At 45.5% G+C, this 24,841-nt stretch carries 21 protein-coding genes; 6 read left to right on the top strand and 15 right to left on the bottom strand.

Annotation, left to right across the window (positions count from 1 at the left end; all coding sequences use genetic code 11):
• The first annotated feature begins 3 nt into the window (after positions 1 to 3).
• Entirely contained in the window at positions 4 to 486 is a 483-nt protein-coding gene (locus tag GS399_RS19790) for a hypothetical protein (protein WP_160846393.1), read from the top strand.
• A gap of 180 nt (positions 487 to 666) precedes the next feature.
• Here GS399_RS19790 and GS399_RS19785 read toward each other — a convergent pair whose 3' ends face one another.
• The 10 genes from GS399_RS19785 to GS399_RS19740 all read right to left on the bottom strand — a co-directional run bounded on the left by GS399_RS19785 (position 667) and on the right by GS399_RS19740 (position 14,525).
• Positions 667 to 2,175: a DUF1254 domain-containing protein gene (locus GS399_RS19785; protein WP_160846392.1), complete on the bottom strand. Its 1,509-nt coding sequence runs from the start codon at positions 2,173 to 2,175 to the stop codon at positions 667 to 669.
• A 23-nt stretch (positions 2,176 to 2,198) separates the two neighbouring features.
• On the bottom strand, positions 2,199 to 3,653 hold the full coding sequence (locus GS399_RS19780; protein WP_202409529.1) for a DUF1254 domain-containing protein: 1,455 nt from the start codon (positions 3,651 to 3,653) through the stop codon (positions 2,199 to 2,201).
• 498 nt (positions 3,654 to 4,151) lie between these two features.
• Positions 4,152 to 4,724 (bottom strand): transposase, encoded by a 573-nt coding sequence (locus tag GS399_RS19775; protein ID WP_160846391.1) that lies wholly within the window; start codon positions 4,722 to 4,724, stop codon positions 4,152 to 4,154.
• Positions 4,725 to 5,059: 335 nt separating this feature from the next.
• Entirely contained in the window at positions 5,060 to 6,583 is a 1,524-nt protein-coding gene (locus GS399_RS19770) for a DUF1254 domain-containing protein (RefSeq protein ID WP_160846390.1), read from the bottom strand.
• 38 nt (positions 6,584 to 6,621) lie between these two features.
• Positions 6,622 to 8,025 carry an arylsulfatase gene (locus tag GS399_RS19765; RefSeq protein ID WP_160846389.1) on the bottom strand — a complete coding sequence of 468 codons (1,404 nt, stop codon included), beginning with the start codon at positions 8,023 to 8,025 and terminating at the stop codon, positions 6,622 to 6,624.
• A gap of 74 nt (positions 8,026 to 8,099) precedes the next feature.
• Positions 8,100 to 9,086: a SphA family protein gene (locus tag GS399_RS19760; protein ID WP_160846388.1), complete on the bottom strand. Its 987-nt coding sequence runs from the start codon at positions 9,084 to 9,086 to the stop codon at positions 8,100 to 8,102.
• Between the two features lie 46 nt (positions 9,087 to 9,132).
• Positions 9,133 to 10,614, bottom strand: a complete 1,482-nt coding sequence (locus GS399_RS19755; RefSeq protein WP_160846387.1) for a DUF1254 domain-containing protein — start codon at positions 10,612 to 10,614, stop codon at positions 9,133 to 9,135.
• An 866-nt stretch (positions 10,615 to 11,480) separates the two neighbouring features.
• The gene (locus GS399_RS19750; protein ID WP_160846386.1) at positions 11,481 to 13,703 is read right to left on the bottom strand and encodes a hypothetical protein; all 2,223 of its coding nucleotides are present in this window, start codon (positions 13,701 to 13,703) and stop codon (positions 11,481 to 11,483) included.
• A gap of 384 nt (positions 13,704 to 14,087) precedes the next feature.
• Entirely contained in the window at positions 14,088 to 14,267 is a 180-nt protein-coding gene (locus tag GS399_RS19745; RefSeq protein ID WP_160846385.1) for a helix-turn-helix domain-containing protein, read from the bottom strand.
• Positions 14,268 to 14,279: 12 nt separating this feature from the next.
• Entirely contained in the window at positions 14,280 to 14,525 is a 246-nt protein-coding gene (locus GS399_RS19740) for a helix-turn-helix domain-containing protein (protein ID WP_202409528.1), read from the bottom strand.
• A gap of 322 nt (positions 14,526 to 14,847) precedes the next feature.
• Between GS399_RS19740 and GS399_RS19735 the strand changes: the two genes are divergently transcribed.
• From GS399_RS19735 to GS399_RS19725, 3 genes are all read left to right on the top strand, one after another.
• Positions 14,848 to 15,669 carry a HEPN domain-containing protein gene (locus tag GS399_RS19735; RefSeq protein WP_160846384.1) on the top strand — a complete coding sequence of 274 codons (822 nt, stop codon included), beginning with the start codon at positions 14,848 to 14,850 and terminating at the stop codon, positions 15,667 to 15,669.
• A gap of 482 nt (positions 15,670 to 16,151) precedes the next feature.
• Positions 16,152 to 16,352 (top strand): hypothetical protein, encoded by a 201-nt coding sequence (locus GS399_RS19730; protein ID WP_160846383.1) that lies wholly within the window; start codon positions 16,152 to 16,154, stop codon positions 16,350 to 16,352.
• A 107-nt stretch (positions 16,353 to 16,459) separates the two neighbouring features.
• Positions 16,460 to 17,233 (top strand): TIGR04086 family membrane protein, encoded by a 774-nt coding sequence (locus GS399_RS19725; RefSeq protein WP_160846382.1) that lies wholly within the window; start codon positions 16,460 to 16,462, stop codon positions 17,231 to 17,233.
• 73 nt (positions 17,234 to 17,306) lie between these two features.
• Here GS399_RS19725 and GS399_RS19720 read toward each other — a convergent pair whose 3' ends face one another.
• The 4 genes from GS399_RS19720 to GS399_RS20735 form a co-directional block, all read right to left on the bottom strand.
• Positions 17,307 to 17,822, bottom strand: a complete 516-nt coding sequence (locus GS399_RS19720; protein WP_202409527.1) for a hypothetical protein — start codon at positions 17,820 to 17,822, stop codon at positions 17,307 to 17,309.
• A 96-nt stretch (positions 17,823 to 17,918) separates the two neighbouring features.
• Complete coding sequence (locus tag GS399_RS19715; RefSeq protein WP_237488012.1) at positions 17,919 to 19,004, bottom strand: chromate transporter; 1,086 nt, start codon at positions 19,002 to 19,004, stop codon at positions 17,919 to 17,921.
• Positions 19,005 to 19,205: 201 nt separating this feature from the next.
• Entirely contained in the window at positions 19,206 to 20,063 is an 858-nt protein-coding gene (locus GS399_RS19710; protein WP_160846381.1) for a chromate resistance protein ChrB domain-containing protein, read from the bottom strand.
• A 782-nt stretch (positions 20,064 to 20,845) separates the two neighbouring features.
• On the bottom strand, positions 20,846 to 20,983 hold the full coding sequence (locus tag GS399_RS20735; RefSeq protein WP_202409526.1) for a hypothetical protein: 138 nt from the start codon (positions 20,981 to 20,983) through the stop codon (positions 20,846 to 20,848).
• Positions 20,984 to 21,038: 55 nt separating this feature from the next.
• On the opposite strand from GS399_RS20735, the gene GS399_RS19705 reads away from it, so the two are divergent.
• Together GS399_RS19705 and GS399_RS19700 are read left to right on the top strand one after the other, a co-directional pair.
• On the top strand, positions 21,039 to 21,545 hold the full coding sequence (locus GS399_RS19705; RefSeq protein WP_202409525.1) for an RNA polymerase sigma factor: 507 nt from the start codon (positions 21,039 to 21,041) through the stop codon (positions 21,543 to 21,545).
• A 10-nt stretch (positions 21,546 to 21,555) separates the two neighbouring features.
• Positions 21,556 to 22,191, top strand: coding sequence for a hypothetical protein (locus GS399_RS19700; protein WP_160846380.1), 636 nt, complete (start codon positions 21,556 to 21,558; stop codon positions 22,189 to 22,191).
• A 204-nt stretch (positions 22,192 to 22,395) separates the two neighbouring features.
• On the opposite strand, the gene GS399_RS19695 is transcribed toward GS399_RS19700, so the two are convergent.
• Positions 22,396 to 24,708, bottom strand: a complete 2,313-nt coding sequence (locus GS399_RS19695; RefSeq protein WP_160846379.1) for a DUF5703 domain-containing protein — start codon at positions 24,706 to 24,708, stop codon at positions 22,396 to 22,398.
• Positions 24,709 to 24,841: the final 133 nt, after the last annotated feature.

Genomic DNA, 24,841 nt, shown 5'->3' with positions numbered 1-24,841 from the left:
ATCATGGAAAGCAACGAAGATTATAAAAACATCCCGGGCTGGGGTATGGATTCCGACCCGGAGAATGAACCTACCTACCCGATCAAGAATTACACCGGGGATGACCACAACCGCACTAATTACGAGCGGTCCGAGCCACAGCCCGAAACTGTTGAGATCTTAATGTCTAACGAAAGGCCGAAGATGACCACCGTATTCGGGACATCTGTGCCGCCATCCGGCTTAAGCGGTGTAATCCGCCGGTATGCGTTTAAGCATAGTGAAGACCGGTACCGACACTGGCTGCCCCTTCTATTTGCCGATCGTATCAATATGTTCGAAGGTTTGATTGACGACATTAAATCCGGCCATCTGCCGAATATTGTGAAAGAGCGTGGCTGGGCAGTGGAATGGCAATATAATCGCTCCAAGTTTGTAAAAAAAATTGCCGTTACCGCACTGATCACCGGAACAGCAATATTGCTGCTGCGTAAAAGGAAGAAGTGATTCTGGAAGACGGGAAACATCACTTCGTACGGCAACCTGGCATCGCCGGAGGGTTTTTCCCAGCTCAGCAAATCCGCTAAAGAATACCTTAGTTCCACGTACCAGGATATCATTACCGGTCTGACGCTTGGGCGTCTGACCGGACTATCCCGTCAGACGGGTTTTCACAAATCCAACAAACTACTTCACCTTCACCACAGCTGGCGGCGTCCACTCATCTTTTACAACAGTTTCGTCCGGCCAGTAACATCTCACATATAAGGAGAATACTTCTTTAGGAGCTGGCAACCAATTGTTCATTTTATCTGCCGATGGCGGCGTGCTTTGTACATATAAAGTGAGTGAGCCGTCGGGGTTTGTTTTCAGCGTTTTATTTTTTGTGCCAAGTGAATACCGGTTGAGGTTATTTGGTACAAAAAAATGTTCCTTATCGTACATGGTGAGCGACCAAAACCCCTTTACTGCGGGTAACTGACCCTGGGCAAAGGTTACGGTGTACTTATTATTTCCGTTCAATCTTACAGCGGACGAATCAAGGTCCTGGTAGAAATATTTTGTTTCAAAGGGTTTATTCACGAAAATATTTGCCTTAGCGCAGGCAGTCCTGGTGAGATAATCCACTCCAAATTGTGCTCCGTTACTTTGGGTGGTCCAGTTGTTTTTTACAGGATAACCCACATTCACAAATTGAAGTAAAGGGTCAACAAGAGTTTTGTCGGCATCAATTACCGCTTGCCTTGCAGTTGCTTTCAGCTTTGGATTTTTAGCAATCGCAGCAAGCAAACCATTAACCTGTGCATACCATGCTTCTTCACCCTTTTGTGGGGGAACTTCTTTTATAATATCCGGTAGCTGGTCAAAAAAAGTTTCAGGTTTCACCCATTTCGTTTCACCTCCGCCGGAATTATCAGGTGGCGTCTTTTTGGTATTCCTCCAAACCACTGTTTTCATCTTGCCATTGAACTCACTCAGCGGATACTGATTGATTTGATTGATCAGGGGCTGCACGGCTTCTTTATCAGCCGGATCATCTGACTGAAAAACGCGGGGAAGGATCAGTCCATATCTCGTAGGACATCTAAGTACACCAGTAATTCCATCGGGAATTTTGCCGTTCCAGTCTTTACCCGTTACGAGGTAAAATCCGGGTTTTGTGTTATACATCTGCCCCACCTTTGCAAAACCGTCTGTACGTTGGTCGCTTACCTGGTACACCCAAAAGCGTTTGCCAAAATCCGGCACTTGTAATACTGTAGGTTCTTTTTGGGTATCAAACGGACCGACGCCATATACTACATCCTGGTTGGGACAGGCAATTGTGCGTTGGTCCGGCTTAATATAATCGTTGAGCAAACACAGGCGGCCGATTGGAGCCGTAGGTATTACACCACCAACATACACGGGTTCTTTCACGGCGCTTAATAGCGTTACCCTGTTGTGAACATTGACCATGGGCCAGGCCCACAGGTAAATAGAAGCAGCCAGGTTTTTTACATAAGCTTCGGTCATGATGGTGTTGGGGACCGGCCCGGGTGGCATACTGTCTTTTTTTGCCGAGCCGGTATCGGTAACTTCTGTTACGGTGGTTGTTGAATCGGTTTTACTTACCGATTTGTTTTGATTTTGATTGCAGGCTGCGAGCAGAGCGACAGCAGCTGCTACAGTCAAAAAAGAAAGGTCTTTTTTCATAAAGGTCTTTTAAGTAATCGTAATTATTTCACCTTCTCCACAGTTCCCAATTTCCAGTTTTTGGTAAAGAATGTTTTATCAGGTCCGTAAAAACGGGCCATCAGTTCAAACGTACCATTCGGGTTGGTTGGAATCCAGTTAGCTTCTTTCCCTTGCGGTGCATTGGGCCCGAAATAAATATCAGTCGAACCGTCAGCATTCTTCTGAATACCCGGACTTTGAGAAGAGCGGTTAAAACGGGTGAAGTTGCGTATGAAAGCATGGGTTGCCGCGTCATAAACGGTTATCGACCAATATTGTCGGACAGGGACATTGGCAGGAACATGAAGGCGATAATTCTCGCTTCCCTTTAACATTTGGTTATCCTTGTCGGTTATAGCCATTAAATACCACTGACCTTCGCCTACATGTTTTGCGCTAAAAAAAATAAATGTGTAAAGCAGTCCGCGCATGTCGGTTGGGTAACTGTTCGGATCGGCAAAATTCGATTTAACATCGGTTCCAAATTCCTCAGTGACAGGAAAGGCCCAGGTAGTTCCTTCATAGAAAGGCTTTTTAAACATATCTTCATATCGAAGTTTAAACCATTGTTTTGCGTCGCTGATAGCGGATGCCAGAATTTCCTTTGTGCGTGCATCGGGATTGAAAGGCTTTCCTTTTTCAATACCGATATATTTCAAAGGGTCGATCATGGCCTGGTCTTTTGTCAGCCAGATATCGTCTTGTACTACACGGTTAAGTGATTCATAAAAGTTAAAATCGTACGGAATTAATGAGTTGAACTCCTTACCCGATGCATCCAACCAGGTTGTTTTGGGCGATTTACCGGCTTGCGAAAACGGGTATAATTTTATGCGCCGTGCATAAGCAACGGCATCTGTAATTCCCTTTTCGCCAGGACTCTTCAATACCACCCTGAGTAAAGAATAACCTAAGTAAGTGCCCGAGTGCATGGGTAAATATCCTGCTGGTATTGCTCCCTTATATTCCGGAGGAAGAATCAGGTATTTCCCGCCTTTACCTTTATCCAGCCCTGCCGGGCCAACGTCGTCCATAGCCATTTGCCAGCGGTCCATTACGCTGCCCACAACGGTTCCGCTATCGGCAGGCGGTATTTCCAGCACCATCGGGCCAACATCTTTGGTGTTTACAAAAGGCATTACATAGATCACATCCGGGTTAGGTGTGATCGTTTGATTCATCCAGTCGAGCAATTTGGGCCAGATAACAATTTGATTATAATCTCCGCCGGCTTTCTTCGTCGCCTGAACCATCAGGTCGAAATTTACTGCCGACATGCCCCAGTTAGCGGCTTCGATGGCGCGGCTATAAATCATCTGTTCTTTGATGTTAGCTGGTTTGAAAACAGATGCTTTTGCAGTATCTGCATTACCGGAGGTTCCAGTTTTGTTTGTCGGGGTTTGCTTGCAGGCGATCATGATCACCGGTAGAATTGCCAGAAGGATTTTTTTGTTCATATCGAGGTTACGTTTTGGGTGACTGAAACCTGTTAGGCTCCACAGCTCCTCCTAATAATTATTGAAGTTAAGAGGAAGCGTGCACACCGCTTTCTAATTAACCTTCTAATCAGTTTCATTTTACAAGATGGAACGAATGAGTGTTGCTGATCGACGGTTAACACTAGTTTCAGGTACGAGACATTTAGAATTTTAAAACAAAAAGTTTTATCTTCGAAATTGTCCGCAGAGTTCCGCAGGGCTCTACGGATTTACAAATGGAAGAGAGTCTCCGACTCGGTTAAACAAAATCTATTTCACTTATTTCCATTTATTTAAAATCAAAAACGGAGTCGAAAGACTCCTGTCGATTCCACAATCCGTAGTGACCGCTGCGCTGAACACTACGGACAGAATTAGTTACCTTTACGTCACATGACCTTACCGGTCTGACGCTTGGGCGTCTGACCGGATTCCCGTCAGGTACTATCTGTAATTGCAACTATCTTTTTTATATTTTTAACTTTGTACTACCCGAGAGGAAGCATACGGTGATCGTTCACTCGGCATGCTTACCTTGTGTAGTGCCGGTAATTTTACTGGCACTACTTGTTTTTCAGCTGGAAAGATTTCTTCGGCGGCTATGGCCGCCGACCCGAGAGGAAGCGCCGATTCCTGTTCTTCGGTATGCTCATGGAGCCGGCATCCTGAATCAAAGGCTTCGTTCTTTTTCCATAAAGCATAGATAACAACCAATAGCTTTTTCTGCACGGCCACATAGCTTTTCATTTTGATGCCATGTTTGGACAGGGTACGCTGATATAAGTCCATGAATGGTTTTACCTGGTGAGTCACTGTCACAAATGCCGGCATGTACAGTATTCTCCGGATATGGCTGTTCCCTTTCTTGGTGATACGGGTGTTGCCTATGTGCTTTCCAGATTGGTTTTCTTCTACATCCAGTCCTGCAAAACTAACAAGCTGCCGGGCATTGCCGAACAGGGCAAACCCATTGGTTTCGGCAAGTATGGTTGCCGCCGTAAGCAAGCCGACGCCCTTAATCGTACATATTTTTCGCACTTTTTCTGCCACTTCCGGGTTAGAAGCAATCAATCTCCTTTAGGGAAACATCCAGGCCGACTGAATACTTTAACATGATAAAATCGATTAAGTTAATATTGCTTGTCAAACAGATTTTCCGCACAGCCATCTCTCATAGTTTTATACAGGATTACCCAATAATACAGGTATCCCTAAGTACTATTCAGGCTAATCGGAAAGAAACCAAAACGGGTTTTCCTGACGGACAACATCACTCGGAACAGTGTGTCTGACGGGTATGCAAGTTTTCGAATTGGCCCCTGTTTTATTCTAATTTACCACTATTTAAAGATATGAGACGGGTATTACCGGCCCATCAACTTGTTCTATTTCACCTTCACCACAGCTGGCGGCGTCCAGCTGCCATTCACCACAACATCTTTCGGCCAATACGCTCTTAAATACAATGAAAAGTTCCCTTTAGGAGCCGGAAGCCAGTTATCCCGATTTGCCGGCGCACTTGCCTGAACATAAATCGTCAATGAGCCGTCGGAATTATATATTAATGTTTTGTTTTTAGTGCCGAGCGAATAGCGTTTAATCGTATTGGGGACAAAAAAATGAAACTCGTCGTATAAAGTAAGCGACCAAAAGCCATTTACAGGTGGTGTTTGCCCTTTTGCGAAAGTAACCGCATACCGGTTGCCGCCGTTCAATCTAGCACCAGCTGAATCGAGATCCTGGTAAAAATATTTCGTTTCGACACCGACATTCACCAATATGTTTGATTTCGCCATCGCGGTACGTGTAAAATAATCCGTTCCAAACGCGGCGGTGTTATTACCTGTAGACCAGTGGTTGGCGAGTTGTATTCCCCAATTGCGGAACTGCAGCAGCGGATCTACCAGTTCTTTTTCGGCTTTAATGGCTTCATCGATCATTGCTTTTTTTAAGGCAGGATTTTTACGGGCGGCAGCAAGCAACGCGTTTACCTGGGCATAACGTGCTTCTTCGCCTGGCAGAGGCGGTGCATCTTTCAGAACGATGGGTAACAAATCAAAAAATTTGTCAGGAAAAACCCATTTGGTTTCAGCTGTACTGTTATCTTTTGTAGGCGAACCCAGGGTTGGAAGCTTACTCCAGTCTTGTGTTTTCGTTTTACCATCAAACTTGTCCAGGGCATACACATTAATAGAGCTGATCACTTTTTGTATCGCTGCTTTATCTTCAGGAGTATCATCCTGAAACACGCGTGGCACAACGAAAGCAGTACCGGTTTTACTGCGGAATACTTTGGTAATGCCTTTTGGTACATCACCTTTCCAATTGGGGCCTACGAGTAAATAAAAACCAGGCTTGGTTCCATACATCTTACCCAGTTGAGCGAATGCATCCGTTCTCAGATCAACTACCTGGTACACCCAAAATCGGTTGCCGAAATCAGGCACCTGTACCACTACCGGCGTTTCATCTAATGCCGCAATGGCTGCGCCGTACACTACATCTTGGTTTGGGCAAGCCACCCAGCGCTGTTCCGGCTGTATATAATCGTGCAACATGGATAAGGTGTTGAGTGGCGCAAAAGGCAATACGCCATTCATTAAACCAGCATGTGGCGCCTGCTTAAAGGCCAGGCGTCGGTTATAAATATTTTCCATTGGCCAGGCCCAGAACAAAGCATCTTTGGCCACCTGCCGGGCATAAGATTCGGTGATCTTCACGGTTGTATCAGGTCCTGGAACAGCTTGCTTCGCCGAACTGGTATCTGTTACTTCTGTTACCGTTGTGGTTGAATCGGTTTTGACGGCCGACTTATCTCGGTTTTGCTTGCAGGCTGCCAACAGCAGAACGATCCCAATGGTTATCGGAACTATAGAGAGAGTCAGTGATGAGATGTTGATTTTTTTCATGATTTATTTTTATGTTGACACTGGTTTCAGAACGCTCATCATTTATTCGGCGGCAGATATGGATCCGGCGTTCCCGGTTTAATCAGGGGATATTTCACCAGGCTTTTTTCAAAATCGCCTATGATCTTCATCATAAATCCACCTACCCATGCATTTGGTGTTAAAGTAGCAGGATACTCCTCTTTGGGATCGGTATAAAGATCAAATATCTGGGGTACTCCAAGCTTAGTTGGCGGGCTCCACCATTCACGCTCCGCTTCATAAAAGGCCATTTTAAAGTTTTTCCATTTCACGGCTTCCAGGCGATCCGCTACAAAAACAGGAAAACCTTCACGGTTTGATTTGGCCTTACCAAAGAAAAAATCAGACTGATCTACTCCGTCAACCGGCCTGTCGCCGGGTATTTTGGCGCCGGCAATTTTTGCGAAGGTGGTATAGGTATCCACTTCATGTACGATCTCGTTACTGACGCGTCCGGCAGGAATTTTACCCGGCCATCGAATAATGAAAGGGGTTCGCAGCGAACCTTCCATGTGGGTGAAATAATAACCGCGCCACGGACCGGAAGATCCCTGCGAAGGAAATGTAGGATCGGGCCCGTTATCGCTGGTAAACACAAAGATCGTATTGTCACGAATACCCAGTTTATCAACTGCATCAAGTATTTCGCCAACATGGCTATCCATTTCGGCAAGCGCGTCGGGGAAATCACCATTGCCGGTTTTGCCAGCGAACTTCGGGTTAGGCAGCGCAGGAAAATGAACCAACGTAAAAGGAACGTAAGCATAAAAGGTTTTTTTTGCCTGTACACTTCGCTGCATAAAATCAATAGCACGCCTGGTAACTTCTGCGTCAATCAGCCGGCGCTGGTCGAGGTCATACAGAGCTACATCCTTGCTTTTTTCGCCTTTCCGGCCTTCCATCGTATGCATAAAAGGAATACCTGCGGCCTTTGCTCCCGGTTGAGAAGGAAACATGGACTCATCTGTGGTTCGCGGAATACCGTACCATTCATCAAAGCCCTGCTCATTAGGCAGCCTGTTCTGCGCACTGCCGAGATGCCATTTACCAAAACTTGCCGTTTTATAACCAACCCCCGAAAGCAATTCGGCAATAGTTACTTCCCATTGGGTAAGCCCATCCGGTAAACCTGGCAACGGTACGGAATGTGTCCCCGAACGAATGGCGAAGCGCCCCGTCAAAATTGCGGAACGGCTTGGCGTGCATTGCGACTCGACATTGAAATTTGTTAGGCGGGTACCCTCGGTTGCAAACTTGTCGATGCGGGGTGTAGCGGCGCCTCTTATCTCACCGCCGCCATAGCATCCAACCTCACCATAGCCCAGGTTATCCATCAGGATAAAAACAATGTTCGGCTTTTGCTGAGCGTAAAGGGTAATAGCGAAGGGAATAATAAGTAATAAGATCACTAGTTTTTTCATGATGCTTTTTAGACGTGTTTGTTCCTGGCCTTTTAGGTGTCTGACATTTTTAAAGTGTCTGACACCTGCCTCACCTACTTCTTTTTTGGTTCAAAAAATGTGATGAAAGGCGCTATCGTGATAAAAAAAGAATTTCCCTGTGTGCGGTTCTCCGCCCCAAGTTCACCCACCCAGCGAAGGCCGATACTTGATTTAATTTTGGGAATAAAAACATTGGCTTCTGCGCCGAGCGCGTAGATATGATCTTTATTCGCCAGGTCAAATGTACTGTTGCTGATCACCGGGATTCTCATTTCATCAGCCGTGGTTTTAAACTGCATGTAGTAAACCGCACCCGCGTTGATGATCATGGGCAGAGGCGTTCTCTTTACCGGTTTATACCAGGTTTTACCCAGGCCGCCCTCGATGGTTAGCGGGTTGCCGACTGTAATTTCATTGTCCTGCGTATTCTTTTTCTTGCTGTTTATACCATAAGAAAGCAGCGTCGAAATATTCCATTCCTTTTTGGGATCGAAATAAACGGTGGTACCTGCGGAAAACTCGTTCGTCAATATTCCTAAGCCGGCGTTATCATCGCCACCCAATTCATATTTGCCCGTTGGCAGGTATAAGGCGTATCCAAATGTAAAATCAGCCTGTTTTGTTTTCCAGCCTAATTGCAGGGGCTGTACGTATAAGTCGGTAAAGGCTAAGGACGATTTGGTAGCGATGAGGTTTCCCTCGATTTTACTGGAGGCAAATCCTATTAAAATGGAACCACCGTAATTGCCGCCGAGTATCTTAGCGTTGGTCACCCAACTTCCTCCCAAACCCAGCAGGAACATGTTGATATCCGGGGCTTTGATCTCATCTTTGTTTGCCGTCACAAATTTGGACGTATGATAATTATACAATGCCACGGCCGGTGTAAAGGATGGTGGCGGCTGACTGCCGGATTGCAGGCCCATATCGCCTAAGAGGTGCGTGCCTTTTAACTGCGCCTTTGCCGTTACATTGAGAAGGGTGAAAGCAATCAACCAAATAAGGGCATAAGGCATTCGAGTTGTTCTTTTATCTTTCATAACCAATGATTATTTTGTAATCTCTTCCTCCTGGAGATTTACCGTATTATTTTACTTTCTCAATATCCCCAAGTTTCCATGTTCTCTCGAACAATGCTTTCTCCGGACCATAAAGTCGAAACAGCACTTCGAATCGACCCTTTGAATCGGTTGGAACCCAGTTGGGTTCTTTGCCTGCCGGCGACTTTGGACCAAAGTATACATCGACCGATCCATCGCCATTTTGTTGAACCGCTTTATCGTTTGAGGCACAGCTTGCACGTGATAGATTTTTAATCAGGGCATGTGTTACACGGTCGTACACCGTTGCAGACCAGTACTGCTTTGTTGGCACATTCGCCGGCACATGAAGCCGATAGGTTTCAGCGCCGCTTAGGTCGTTGTTATCTTTGTCCTTGCCTGAAATCAGATATATCTGCGCCGTGCCTAAACGCTTGATCCCAACGTAACCAATGGAATAAGTGAGGCTGCGGGCATCAACCGGGTAGATATCGGTTTCAGCATAACCGGAAGACCCTGCTTTTACCAATTCCGGCATGGCGGGAACCGCCCAATGCGCATCAGCATTAAGCCGCGGAAAGCCAGCATCGTACAACGCTTCGATATAATCATGCGCCCCTTTGGCAGCTGCATTTAAAATTTCAGTTGTTCCTGCATCAGGATTGAATGATTTGCCTTTTTCTATTCCGATCGTTTTAAGCACATTGATCATCGCTTTGTCGCGGGTAAGCCAGGGCTGGCTTTGTACAATCCGGTCAAGCGAACGGAAAAATTTTGCATCAAATGGAATAGTGGAATCGTAGATCACATCCTTTGCGTCAGTGAACCTGGTTTCGCCCGGGTTTCCTGCTTTTGACAATGGATAAACTTTAAGTCTTTTTCCGTAGGTCACCGATTTGGCAATATCTGCATCACTGTGGCTGGGGAGGTTGGAACGAAGCAGTCCATAACCTTCGTAGGTATCGGCAGGCAGTACGATGTAACCCACTGGTGGTTTTTGCTTGTAACCGGGAGGCAGAATCAGGTATTTTCCGCCTGCGCCTTTATCGGCACCATAAGGCCCTGCATCTTCCAGCGGCATCTGAAATATGTTGTCAATATTAGCAGCAAAAGAAGAACCGCCTTCTGCCGGAGGAACCTCAATGACAACTGGCCCGGCATCCTTCGTATTAAAGAATACCATGAAATAGATCGCATCAGGATTGGGCGTAAGCGTTTGATTATGCCAGTCGGCAGGGCGCGACCAGTACACGATCTCGTTTTGTTTGGCGGAAGTTTTTGTAAGCATTTCCTGCAGCATCAGGTCATAGTTTACCGCGGGCATGCCCCAGATAACGGCCTGCAAGGCACGCTGGTAAATTAGTTGTTCTTTGATGCTGGCTGGTTTAAAAGCAGTAGCCGATGAATCGTTTGTGTTACCGGTCGAATCAGCGTTGTTTCCGGTGTTTGTTTTGTTTTGATTGCAGGCAGATAGCCATATTCCAGCAATTAGAAGAGCGAACAACAAACGAGAATTAATCTTTTTCATAGAACTTTTATTTCGATTTAATGCCTGTGATATGAGGATCACAATTCGGTAAATGAAAATAAGGGGAAGCTGGCAGATACAGTCTCTAAAAGACAGTCTAATCAGTTTCACTTTACAAAATGGAACGAGTAAGGTTACGATTGTTAGTACAAGGGCTGGCCGATCTACAAGCAGGTGCGTTTATTGAAGAAAATTCAATAACTAACAATCACCCATTTAGCGCCCTCAAGGGGGAATAATTTCTATTCTTTGCTAATGTATCGTCCTAAAAAAAGTTTACAGGTGGTCTTGTCCGGATTTTAGTTGACAGTTACTACTCGTTCAGAGAAGCTGCAGAATGTTCAGCGAAGCTTGAACGACTCAAATTATTAATAAATTAAGCTATGCCAATTGCAAACAATCAAAACCTGCCGACATAGTGCGTGTCTCGATACACCGTTGACGTGACACGCACCGGGCCGAGGAGTGACGTTTTGCTGTCCCAAATCGTCTTGCCGGTCATAACCGGGCATTTTTTCGCATAGTCAGATACCAGGTAATGCCCGGTAGGACGTTCTTTGGTTGGAGAATTTTGCAACTCGCTGTTTGCAGTATCCCGGAAAACTTGCCGATATTTTCATTGTAAATTTTGTCGCACAATTTTTTGTCGCGCGATTTAATGCGACAAAATTTTATGCGACAATTTTATTGTTTAAATAGGTAGTTGTTTGTACCTGAATAAGCTTAACGATCAGCAAGGAGTTAGAAAACTTTCGGCGGATATGCAAACTGCAGACATTGCTGCGTCGAACAGAGTTTGCTGAAAGGGGGTTAGACTTACCACCGTTGTAACCAGCGAGGCTCCTTCCCGGTACCGGGTTTAATGATCATGCCTTTTTTTCGGGCGAATGCGCATTCCACTTCACCCGTATGTATTGATCTCCAGGTACTAAAAATTCAAGATGGTCGTCTTTTCGTCGCATGCCTTTTAATTGCTCTTCATTGCATGCTACCGAAAAAACCGGCAGTGAACCATTCTTTATAATTAACATGCGGCAGGTTAAGCGGCTGTCGCCACTCACTTTAAATGAAACACTTCCTTTATGTGATTTAAAATCGGCAGCAGGATAATCGATATAGATCATAAAATCTTCATCCGGAACACGGTAAAAATGACGCGGTATAATACCGAAGGCTACTCCGGCGCCGTAAACCTCCTGCCCGACACTGCCCGATTGCTCCCAGCCATCGTGTATGTCCTCAATCGCGATCCAAAGTTTATGATCTACCTGCCCTGTCTTTACTTCTTTCGCCAGCATTTCTTTGGGCAGGTTTGGAGGATAGTAGTAGGGGGCCCTATTGACAAGGTAACGCAGGAATTCCGGAACAAGCAGCGCCACGGATGGTAAGATATCGGCCTGATCTGCGTAAAGCAAAAAATTATGCAGGGCTGCAAATACCTCCTGCTCCTCATAAGCGGCAGTATACGGCGCATCGTTCAATGGAAATATTGCAAAGAATGTCGGGTGATTTTTCGCAAACCCATAATCACATTCCCAGAGCTGCAGGTTCTTGAAAAGATTGGCGAGGCATAGATAGGCAAGATCGAGGTATACTTTTTCGCCCGTTTCAATATGCAGCCAGAGCATAGCATTTGCTGAAAAAGCCGTGTTGTTCGCCTGATAAAACAGGTGAAAGCCCTTATTCTTCAGTGTCTTTGCGGCTTTCTTAGCCTCAAGTAAATACTTATTTTCTTTTGTGAGCTGCCATGCGTGGAGCATTACCAATGCGTACAAACCGGCAACATCCTTTTCACCGCCTGCGCCCGGCTGAGTTTCTGCTTTAACAACTTCCAGCGTTTCTATGTTATACATAACCGGCCATTCGTAATTAAAATGGCGGGCTACACGTATTGTAAAATCTAAAGATCCCAGGAAGAGTTTTTTTCCCTGTTTATCGCCGCGAAGCGCAAGCCGACCAAGGTTTAGCAATGGATGGTGCAGATACCAGGAATCCATCACATTGGGTTTAAGCTGTTCTTCCGATCCGTCGAGCTCAGCCTCCTGTGCTGGTAAAAACCGTACAATTGTCTTCAAATCATCGTTATAAAAAGCGTCCAGCCCGTTTTTAATCTTCATGATGGCCGGCAGATCTGTTTTGCACCAGTCATGGTAATCAACCAGGGGCAGCAACACGGCAAGTTGGACCATCGACTCGGGCGGAGTTTTATAATCAGCCACATAGGCGTTCAAATAATCCTGCTCCGCACCGTGCGACCAGCAGCCATGATTAAATTCGAGGTCATGTAAACCCTGGTCAACCATTCCTGGCCAATCATAATACTGCGTTTGGGGTTTTGGCAGATCGATGTAAATACTTGCCAGCAGGTTTAAAAATTGCCTGGCAAGCTCAGTTTCACTTTTAGGATTATTTTGATCGAATGCCAAAAAAGCATCTGAAATTACTACATCTCTGTGTGCCGGTACAGGTTTGTTCTTAATGGTAGGGGGAAGTGCGAAGCCCAGTTCCGGCCACGTACCTCCTACGACGTTGCCAAGTGAAGTCTCTGTAAGCTGTGCATAATCGTTGATAGCGGTTAGGTTTTGAAAATACAATACTGTTCCCGATTGCGGTTCGTCTAAACTGAAATATTGCAATCCGGAACGCGTTCCTTCCTGGCTGATATGAACTGTTCCCTCAATGTTCCCTTCTTCCAACGTACGGGGCCCGACGATGACCATATCTCTCGGCCAAAACGGAAAAAACTGGGGGTTGCCCGCCCTGAAGGTTGTGGTGTAGCGAAGCAAGGCTGCATCCTCCGCTGGGAACCGAAGTTCTACCTGGAAATGGCCGATACAGGCGGACAGCGATATCCGCACCCCGTCGGGAAGAGAACTAACTTTTCCTGGCTTCAGCTGATTATCGGGAGTATATGCCGGGCGCAAAACGATGCGCGCTCCTTTCGGACAGGCAACTGAAATCCAGAGCGAATTATTCGTATAGTAAACCTGAATGGCATAGCCGCCAATTTCTTTGGAAAAAACGATATCCGGTTGTTGGTCATCAACTGATACTTTAGCCGCAACGGCCCAGGGTGAAGTTGCATTCATAATGTAAGTTTTTCAGTGAATTTTCGCCGCACCTTCCTTATTCTCATTGTTTACCGATAACCTGCCTCACGAAAGTTTTGTTTCAACTAAACGCTTTTCGAAAGACTATGCTACGTGGTTAATTAAAGCCTATCAGAGATCTTTTTTTGCTGTTACAACAATCATCCTAATCACCCGGCTGTCCATGAAATTCCCCAGGGCGCTACGGATTTAGTAATGGAAAAGAGTCGCGGACTCGGCTTAAAGACAGTTTATCTTCCCAAGGCTTTTCTGATTTAAATTGTGTCCAAGCAGGGTCTCGCTTAGCGGACCCGCGTCACCAACTACAATGCCTTCTTCGGCAAAAACTCTCTCGGAGAAATCCCGAAATGGTCGGCAAGCAAATTAATATGTATCAGATTGTTTAGCACGATTCTTTGAACTTTCTACATTAGCGATAAAAGTTCGTTGTGTGCCAATAATTACAGCAATGTCTTCTTGTTTAAGAGCTTTTTCTATACGCAGCTTTCTTACAAAATCTATTACATACTGGTCGATGGAAGACATGTTCTGCTGTTCACTCATGAACAAATAAATTTAGAAATTCAGCAAGTCCCTAGCCTCAACACCTAAACCCTTAGCTAATTCAAAAATCTTTGAAAGTTGTATGTTAAATTGACCATTTTCTATTTTAGATATGTTGCTGTTGTCCAGATTGCATCTGGAAGCCACTTCTCTTAAACTCAACCCTTTTTCTTCTCTAATCTTTTTTAGATTCTCTCCAAATTTTTTTTGCAGTTCTTCAGTATCCTTCGACGGCATTAGATATGTTCTTGATGCCATCAAGGTGAATGATTTATTCAAATAAATCGCGGTAATATATTTCCGCAATTAAAATATCCTTTTATCTTTGAATGTATGCTGAGAAAATAAAATAGTATATAAATTAGCGACTTCTTCGAATATTGAAGCATTCGCACTTAAAGTCTTGTTCCGGAAAACTGGTAATTTTCAATGAACGCAAGGCGATGAGTGAAGTGCTCACGTCATAGGCGTGAGCCTGCCCCATCGTGTTCATGGTATACCAGTACCTCCGGAACGATAGCAGGTTTCACGCCTTCTTTTTTGTGTTTCCTGCAGCTATTGATTAAACCCGAAAATGCTTATGGAAACCAGCGCTTCACCTAAACCTCAAATTGCTCCCAAACCGGAGCTTCCCGCTTTTTGCCGTTTACTCATCGAGGTACTGAAGCCTGATAAGATCTACTGCATGCAGCAGCAGTTCATTGGCGAGGCGGAAAGCAGCTGTTTGCTCCTGGTGGTACTGCAACCTTCCTGCACCCGCGCTTTTACCGAAATGCAGCCTTACCTCGAACTGGCGGGAATAGGTTACGGTAATTGTCTCATCGTTAAGCCAAATTACCTGGTGCAGAAGCTGCAGCAGGGGCATGTATTTTATTCCATGATCTGCCGGAAGGATAACCTGCTGTACGATACCGGCAAACACAAGGATTTTCAGTCCTTTGCTCCCGGAGAACAATCCCTGGTGCTCGAGCGGGCCCGGCTGGTCTTCGAAGCCCAATTCCAAGCCGCTTTGCATTGCTACGAAGGCTGCTTTTTCTTTTTGCAGGACCCGCAGACACTGGGGCTGGCCCTGTTCATGCTGCATCAGTCGGCCGAACTGTGCCTGCGGGCGGTGATCATCTTTTTGTGCGGGCGCGAGCGACGCTCGCACGAAGTACGCATCCTGCAGCAGTGTGCTGCTCAATACCTGCCGGCATTTGCCCAGGTGTTTTCAACTCATAAGCCGGAAGATATCGCCTTACTGAAAAAACTGGACGATGCCTATACGGAGGGTCGTTATGCAACCGTGTATAGTATCAGTGATGAAGACCTGGAAATGCTGACCAAACGAGTAGATACATTGCATTTGCTGGCTTCGGAAGTGGTCGAAGTGCTAACAAACGGGTGTCTTGTCCTAAAATAACTTTGCACTAAGAATTGAGCGGAGGCGGGCATCCCGTTTTGATCTTGTTGAAAGACAGTAACGTCACCCACCTAACCTCCCTCGAGGGAGGAATCGGGTAGTGCAGGAAACGCAGGTTTGAAAGCATTTTTATGACAGCGACAATAAACCATTCCGCTGACCACCAATATGGCATCCGCACGCAACGGAAATCTCTCAGCCCGGTGCGTGTCCCCACTCACCGGAAAATCCCATTACATCAAAGGCCTTTTCATCGGTTCTGCAAGCTACTTTGTTCGGCAAAATAGCCTTCCAGCCCAATGAACACCGAGTATAGTACGAATATAGGGCGACTTTAGCACGGACAACCATCGCTATAAGGTCGCTGAAAGGACACTATGAGGTCGCTGTAACATCGTTATAAGTATGCGGATTTTGAATTTAGAAACAACCGGAAATTGTTATTTTTAGTCGGATGATCTAAAGTAAATATTATTTTATAAATGGCAAGAAAAAAAGCAGAACGAACTGCAACAGGCGACATAATTGTTGAAAGCCGCTCTTATGGCACCCATACCCGTAAACCCAGGGGAACATTTAAACCTGTTGAAATTAACGCCGCCTTTAAGGCAAGCGCTGTTAACCTGGCAAAGGCTAACAAGGCAGCCGCTTTATTAAAACGGGAGATCGACCAGTTTCGTTAAACTGCTAATTTCGACTATACCAATGTCGGAAAGTCTTAAATCATCTCTACTAGTTACAAAACGCACTCTGTCACTCTCTTTAACAAAATAAACTAAAATAAATAATCATGGAAACAAATGTCACAAATGCGGGGGCAACATGGAACGCGCCCGAGTATTATCCCCAGAGTTCATTCGCAAATTCCTGGCAGCAACGGATCAGCTGGGCTGCGGTTTTCGCAGGACTTATTATCGCCGTATTTATACAGCTTGCTTTAACACTTTTAGGTGTCGCTATCGGCATGAGCACGGTTGATGCCGTTGGCGGCGACACGCCAGGCAAAGGCCTTGCAATCGGTTCAGGTATCTGGTATGTGGTCACAATGCTTATTTCGCTGTTTGCCGGCGGCTGGGTTGCAGGCAGACTGGCTAAGGACAAACACACCTCCGAAAGTTTTATTCACGGACTGTTAGTCGCGGGCTTACTGTTCGTATTAACATTCTATCTTATTTCAAGTGCAATCGGAGGTATTATTGGCGGTGCCGGTAAAATGATCGGCGGAGCAGTAAGCAGTGCAGCACCGTCTGTTAAGCAAGCCGCCCAGGAACGATATCAGCCAGGCACCGCCACGGGTGACGATCAGTTAGCCGCTGATAACGCTAAACTTAAAAATGTGGTTGCAGAAAACAAGGACGAAGCGCTGAAGGTTGCCGATGATGCCGCCGCGGCTACGGGTAATGCAGCGCTCTTTTCCTTTATCGGTATTTTATTAGGCGCGGGAGCAGCCGGGTTCGGTGCAAAAAAAGGCCGCGATTCTAAAGTACCCGACAATTATGACCAACACTATAACAGTCGCAAAAACGATTCGGATAAACCCGACAAACACTTAAATGTATTGTAAAAAGATTTACAGATACCATGGTTCGATCAGGTTACATAAAGCGGTATAAATACCGCTTTTTTTATGCCCTTTTTTAAAAACTTACACCAAACTGTAAGCCAGCGCCGATTGACGCGGGCATGTTATTGCCAAACCGAACAGGCACAGGTATGGAAGTAAAAAAGCTTGCATTCTTCCCTTTAACCAGCACTTGGTTAAAAACCGGTGTCACGCCAAACCTTCCATTCGTTTCAAAAGCCATGCGTCCAATAAAAGTAAATCCGTGTTTGAAGCGGAACATAGCGCCGGGATGAAAAAGCACCGAGTTTACTTTAGAGATACCATGCTCCGTTCTGATGGTGGGCGCAATTTCAAAGCTGACACCAAAGCGATCGCTTTTAAGTATGTTCATGCCAAACGGGAAGCCCACCGTGTAGACGTCTCCAAAGTTTCCGGTAAAGCCATCCTTGTTCCAGGTTCCTATAGGGTGAACTATGCTGAAATAACCGGTGATTCTCGGATAAATAGTTGTTTGGGCGGAGCTTTTTTTGGAACCAGAAAAGTAAAGTAGGATGGTAAAAAGAAGAGCAAGTGTGTAAGGTTTATTCATTTTATAAAGATTTGATTAAAATACCTATGACAGCAGCGGCGGCGATGATATAAGGTTCGCGGATCTTTTTGACGTAAATCAGCACGAGGCAGGCGGCTACAGCGATAAGCGCGGTGGGAACATCAACGATCGAGCGCAAGCCGATGATGATAACTGATCCAACCAGTGCGCCATGACCGCTGCCGTGATTCCGTCCACAAAAGCTTTAATACTGGTATTTTGGGCAATCTTTTTAAAAGATGGCGCCAGGGCGACCGTAAATAGATAACAAGGCAGAAAAGTAGCCAATGCCGCTACACATGCACCAGGGAAGCCGGCAACCATGTAACCGATAAAACCAACGGTAATTACTACAGGCCCCGGGGTGATCATAGCTACAGCCACTGCATCAACGAACTGGTGTTCATTGAGCCAGCCGAACTCCTTAACCACACCACCATGTAAAAAAGGAACGATGGCCAGCCCGCTACCGAATATAAAAGTTCCGGCTTTGGCAAAAAACCAGGCGATTTCCTGCAGGGTTTTGCCTTCATAATGCCAGAAACCGGTTCCCAGAAGAAAAGACACCGGCGCGATGTCCGTGCGTTTTGCCCAGCGTGGCGGAGCTTTGAGGAGCATGTACAAAATGCCGCATCCAGCAAACAACAGAACTTCTTCGCGCTCTGTAATTACGGTAACCGCGATCCCGGTTATATAGAAAAGCCATAGGAGCCATTTAGATCTCATGACAGCAGGCTCCAATTTACCGATTGATTTGATTGTCAGCTTGTACGCGCTGATGGCAATAATACCGATTACTGCTGCGCCAACGCCGTAAAACACCGCCTGCATCCATGGCAGCCCGCCATACAATCGGTAGGCCATACCCAAAAGCACCACCATAAAAAACGAGGGCAGTACAAACGCCAGTCCTGTCAGCGTCGCACCGATCAGTCCATAATGCACAAAACCAATATAAATTCCTACTTGTGCCGCCAAAGGCCCGGGCGCCAATTGGGCTAAAGCCAGGCCTTCTTTATATTCTTCTTCCGTTAACCAGCCCTTATGCTCTACCAGGTCGCGCTGCATGTAACCTACCAGGGCAACCGGGCCGCCGAATCCCCAGGTGCCCAACTTCAAAAAGTAAACGGTGATCTCCCGCAGGGAACATTTTGGCGGTGTTCGGTTGGAAGTTAGTTTCATAAGTAAAAAATAATCAGCTGTTCCGTTATGGCTCTTCGGCTGTTTATTAAAAAAGGCAGACGCTTAACTACGCTCTATAATAAACACACTGCGTTGGGGCGTTTTGCGCAGAACATGCAGGTCCATAAAGGAAATTGTTCCCTGACGAGATGTTTTCCGGAACAATATTACCGGCATCAGCAGGCTATAAATAGAATAATTTTAACTTTTGGCTTCCTTTTTACTTTTCAGCACATTCTTTTTATAAAATGTCGGGGTTTGACCTGTCTGTTTTTTAAAGATGCGGGTGAAATGGCTCTGATCAGAGAATCCGGTTAGATAAGCGATCTCGGTTAAGGTGTAATTCGTGGTTTCGATGAGGTGAATTGCCTTTCCAATCCGCGCCTTTCGGATATACTCACCAAAGGATAGATTATCAAAGTACCTGGAAAATTCACGGGACAAATAAGCGGGGTTGATATCCAGTTCGTCAGATGCTTGCTGTAAGCTGAGGGTCATGTTGGTGTCCAACTGATCCTGGATCATTTCCCTAAGCTCCTGTGTCCAGGCAGGTGCTTTTTTCGAAGTATCCTGCAGGTATTTGTGATAAACCTCCAACAACAGCTGCTCCGCCTGGTTACCCTGGGTATGCTTTTTTTTATATAGGTGCTGTGCCCAGGAATAGAGGCCGTCGTATATAACCATGCCCAGTTCGAGCAGCGCGAAATCATCTTTACTGTTGAAGGCTAAACCGGAAAAAATCGCTTCGAGCCCGGCTGACTGCGGCGCGAACTCATGGCGATCCGTATCGGCCCCGCGAACAATAGCGGCGATACGGTCCAAAGCAGGATCTTTTAACTGGTGTTTCCTGATAAAAAAATCAAATGTACAGCGATCCTCATAGTGCGAATACTCAACGCCGGGCAAATCGAAAGGAACCGCTCCAAGCTCTTCGGCCTTATGCAGCACCTGCTCATACGGAACATAGATGATTTCAGCATCCGCGTCGATAAATCTTTTGATCAGCCAGGGGCAGGCGATCCTGTCGATTTTGGGATGCTCACGAGTAATCCATTTCATATTTTTCGCTAAATATATAAACTACGGTATACGCCGCCATTCGGCGCATGGCGGGTTTATGTGCAACCTTACACTTCCAGTTTGGGAGACACAGATTGGAAGTGTGGGCAGCGATCAATTAAATGATTTCGGTTAGAGTTTCAAAGAACGCAGGGAACCTTTTGGCTTCGCTACCATTGACGTTGAAATAGTAATGGTATTTTTTGGGGAAGCAGGTTCCTGTGTTAATTGGGCCCGATAGTCCCGCCATGGTGAGTGTCCACGCGTACCACTAATTTCTATTCTCTTACTAATGCTTTTTTGGAAAGCAGGTTCCTGTGTTAATCGGCTCCGATAGTCCCGCCAATGCTGCAATCCTTCAAAATGAATGGATTCCCCAAACCGAAACTGTTTGCGCCTTTGAAGGATTTACGCGAATGTCGGGTTTAAAATCGTTGAGGCTGTGCAACAATGTTCCGGGTAGCAAGCCTGCCCTTAGCATCTCTTCAGATACCGGGTCAGGGCGGGCATGACGAACCGTTCATGTCCGATGAAAAGCAAACCTACCGGCCGTAAACCCAATTGCCGTGAAAAGCTTTTTTGCTGCCGGAACATTCATTTATTCCGAACTTTTGGCAAAAAACTTGCAACAAAAGCGGGGCTGCAGATGCGAAGAATGATGAGCGCTGGTTTCCAAATGATCATATATAAGATCCAACTAATACTTTTCTTAATCCAGGCGTAAGTTTCAAGCAAGGCCGGACAATAATTCCAAAAGATCAGACAGCCTGATTGCTTTTCACTTAACCTTCCGTCACGCCACGATTGTATAAATATTGCCCGGTAATAAAAGATACACGCCCTGCCGTACAGGATGGTTGAGCATACTCGTCGATAAAGCGGATGCCGTCCATTCCGATCCAGTGGATGCGATGTAACAAAAATTAGTTTAGCTTTTTGTAGTTTTCGGGAAAGAGCTGTTACTAATTATAGAAAATGATCTCCATCATGGTCGAACAATTAAGCGAGAAGTTCATTTGCCTGATCAATCAAAATCTCGGGATAGCTTACAAAGTAACCGGGATTTATTTTCATGATGCTGACGAACGTGCGGATGGCTTGCAGGAAATGATGTACCAGCTATGGAAGGCCTTTCCCACATTCGACGGACGGGCCCGCTTTTCGACATGGATGTACCGCGTTTGCCTGAATACCGCGCTCACCTATAAACGAAAAAGCGCGACATGGAAAAGCGAACCACTATCGCCCAATCATTACCAGATCGCGGATAATCCGCCCGGGAACCAGGAAGAATTAATCGCTTTACTACGCAATGCCATTGCCCATCTTTCCGAATTGAATAAAGCAATTGTACTTCTTTATCTTGAAGAAATGAGCTACGATGAAATTGCTTTAGTAACGGGACTCACACGCTCGAATGTTAGCGTGAGACTGGTGAGGATCAAAAGAGAATTAGAAATGCATGTTAAACAACAGATTTAAAACTACAGCTATGACACAATTAGAAGATTTGAAAAATGAATGGGTCGAAAAGCAGGGCATGCTTACAGGTGCACCGGCACAGGATCCGGAATCATTAAAAAAAATTATCAGACGCAGAACCGGCAAGCATTTAGCTGCCTCCATGCGCTATTTCTGGGCATACTTTGTTTTCCAGATAATCGTTTATGCCTTGCTCAGTCATGTGATCATTGTTCACTGGCGCAATCCGTTCATTCTTAGCCTGAGCATCGCCGGAATTATTTTATACCTGCCTTTCATGGTTTTCCTGATGCGGAACTTTAAAAAAATTGCCTCAACAAAATTTTCAACGGAACAAGATCCATCTGTTTCAATTTACAATTACGTTTTTCAGCAATATACTTTCCTCAGAAACTTCTATCGCTTTAAAAAGTTGTATGAACTATTCCTTGTGCCAGTTAGCGCGGCGATTGGTGTGATACTCAGCTTTACGATATTTGTGCCGGGTAGCGTAAAAGAGCACCCCGTAGCGGCTGCGATCACATTTGTATTGACACTGATTTCGTGCATGTGGGCGATTCGTTCCGAAAACAAAACAAGCTTCAGGATACCAATTAGGCAGCTTCAGCAAATTCTGGATGAGTACAGGGTGGATAGCGAACAATGATTTTATTAAACAAGCATGGTAAATAGCGTTGCCCGGTATGTATCGCTTGCGAGAAAAACGGGAAAACTATCCTTTCGGGCAAACTATTCGGAGGTAACAGTTCAAGCAGCGAATTTAAAGTAAACGTAAACACAGTTTTGATACTGACACGATAAAGCAAGGTTTTTAAATTTTTTATCAGCGTGTTTGATAGGTTCAAACTAGTTACAATTTATCAGCCAGGCAATTAATCACGTCTTTGCTGCGAGATTCAGGCATCACTTTTAGCGATTCAAATTTCCCGTTTTTCAGCACGCATTCAACGGTTGTTTGTTTTGATGTGTGAAGCTTGAAATGTACATCGATGTTTTTCGGCCAGGCGGGGAACAGGTAAATCTTTCCGTCTGCGGCTTGCAGTAACATTTCCTGCAAGCCGATCATTCCCGATCCTCCCCAGTTGTGATCCGGCGTCCAGTCAAATCCCGGTCCCCAGAAAGCCGGGAATCGTCTGCCGGAATCTTTAAGTTTCGCGAACGTTAAATCGGCGGCTTCCTTTGTTAGCCCCAAACGTGCTGCAAAAATATTGTCCTGTTTCCAGCCAATGTAATTGCGAAACTTAATTACTGTCGAGTCATGGTTCCAGGTGTTTAAGGCCAGATCGAGGTTTGGTTTTTCGATACCAAAAATCCCCCACGGGTAAACAGGATACAGCTGCGGACTTTCCTCGTTATTGATTCGCTCCCACGAACGCGCCGGAGCGATGGTCTTATAGCCATTCATGTATTGAAAGCTTATTTCAGGTATTCTTTTTAACATCGAGTTAAAGTACGTACGTTGCGATTCGTCCAGGTAACCTGTAGGCAACCTAAGTATTTTTTGTAAAACAACTTTAAGCCCGGAAATGGTGGATGTAGAGTTGTAGGCCATCTTGAACGTTTCAGCTGCCGAGCCCGGATAAAGAACCAAACGTCCGTCACCGTCAAGCGCTTTACTTCCGCGCTGTAAGGCCAGGTACTGATAATGCTCATCAAAAAAACGCAGGCAGCTTTCAATAAATGGAATGTACGCGTGAATATCTTTTCCGCCGTAATCTTCCGTCTCAAGCATCATGAGGCAAAATTCAAGTACCGTTTCCCAATGGTATTCAAGCCACGGATTGTAGTCGACACCCGCATCCAGATCCTTCGGACGATTATTTCCGTACTCTGCCAGGTCTGATAAACCAAAGTTTTCAAGCTGCTCTGTAAATCGCGCTCCGCGATGCGGCCAGTAAGTTTGAGTAGCTGTTTCGGCATTTTTCAGTAAACGCAGGTAAAAATCAAGCTGAGGTTTCAGCACGTCAAAGTCGCCGCTTTTAAGCATCGGGAAATAAACCAGCCGTTGATTTTGTGCAGTGAAAATGCTCCCTCCCCAGTTACGGAAATCAGGAGTATATTTATAACCCGTATCGGTTAAAACAGGATCATATGTAAATAACCCACCGTTAAACTTCGTTGGATAACTTCCCGAAACATTGCAGGCAAGCATGTACCTGAATAGCTGATAATTTCTTCCCGATTGCCAGGCCGCTGAACTCACCTCGACCTTTTCCTGGTCAATTAATATGAAGCTCCGCTCCCAAAATTGGTGCCACCAGTTTTGGGTATTCTGCAAAGCCCGCTTGTCGGATCCGGCTTTTTGCTCCTGCTTTTGCAATCCGTTTTTCCAACTTGTAAGCGATGGAGTTTGCTCCGTAAACAGCGTTAATGTGAAATTCTGCGACGTTGATGGCCGAATGCTTTTTAATTTCCAGGCCTTAAAAGATGTATTCAGGTAACGACCGCTGTCCAGGCCATTAGATTGAAAATTTCGTCCTGAAAGTAAGCCGCCAAACACCCGGTTTTTCAACGGATCATCCAGTTGAGATTTTACTTTCTCCAGGCCCTGTTGTTTAACGGTCAGATCAAAAACCGATTCCTGGTGTTTGTTTTGATGAAAGAACAAAACCGCATTTTGCTGAAATGCTACTGAGTCTTTATAACTTTTTACCGGACTGGTGGCCGCGGATTTGTACGCGTTTTCATTATTTTCTCTGCCTGCTTTCAGGAGATCTTTGTACCGCCACGTTTCATAGCCGGCTTCGGCAGTTAAGGGCTTTGCCGATGTTATTTCCACATGAACCTGCGGATTAAACACGTCGACCCACAAGTTGATTTTTGTACCCTGAGCTTCTATCAGCACGTTACCATCGTAAAGATTCAACGTTTGCTTAAAATCACCACTCGCAAAAGGATTTGGACTCAGACGAACTCTTACTCTTCCGGCTTTGAGAAGCGCGTTGTTTTCATCGTATGTTCCGCTTCGGGCGATGTAGAATAAAAGATCGCCCTTTTCAACCCAAACATTCAACCCGATATCGCCACCACCGCAAGGCATCGACTCGCCGGAATTTTTACTTTCACTGGTCCACGTGATATTATAGGGTTTGAGATAATTTTTTTGTGCAAATGATTGGCTGACGCTGAAAGCAGCTAGCAGGAAAATTAAAATAGATTTCATAGATGTTGGTCAGGCACACTGATTTGTACTCAAATTTAATAATAGGTTGGTTTAATAAGGTATGTTAAATTAGTTAGAAGCAAGGTATCGGCTTCTAAAATTAAAATTGCTAGCGTAAGGAAGTCATAGAAAT

This window comes from Hufsiella arboris, from assembly GCF_009834875.1.
Classification (GTDB): Bacteria; Bacteroidota; Bacteroidia; order Sphingobacteriales; family Sphingobacteriaceae; genus Hufsiella_A; species Hufsiella_A arboris.
The sequence above is the reverse complement of the archived record's forward strand: the minus strand, read 5'-3'. Positions and strand labels throughout refer to the sequence as shown.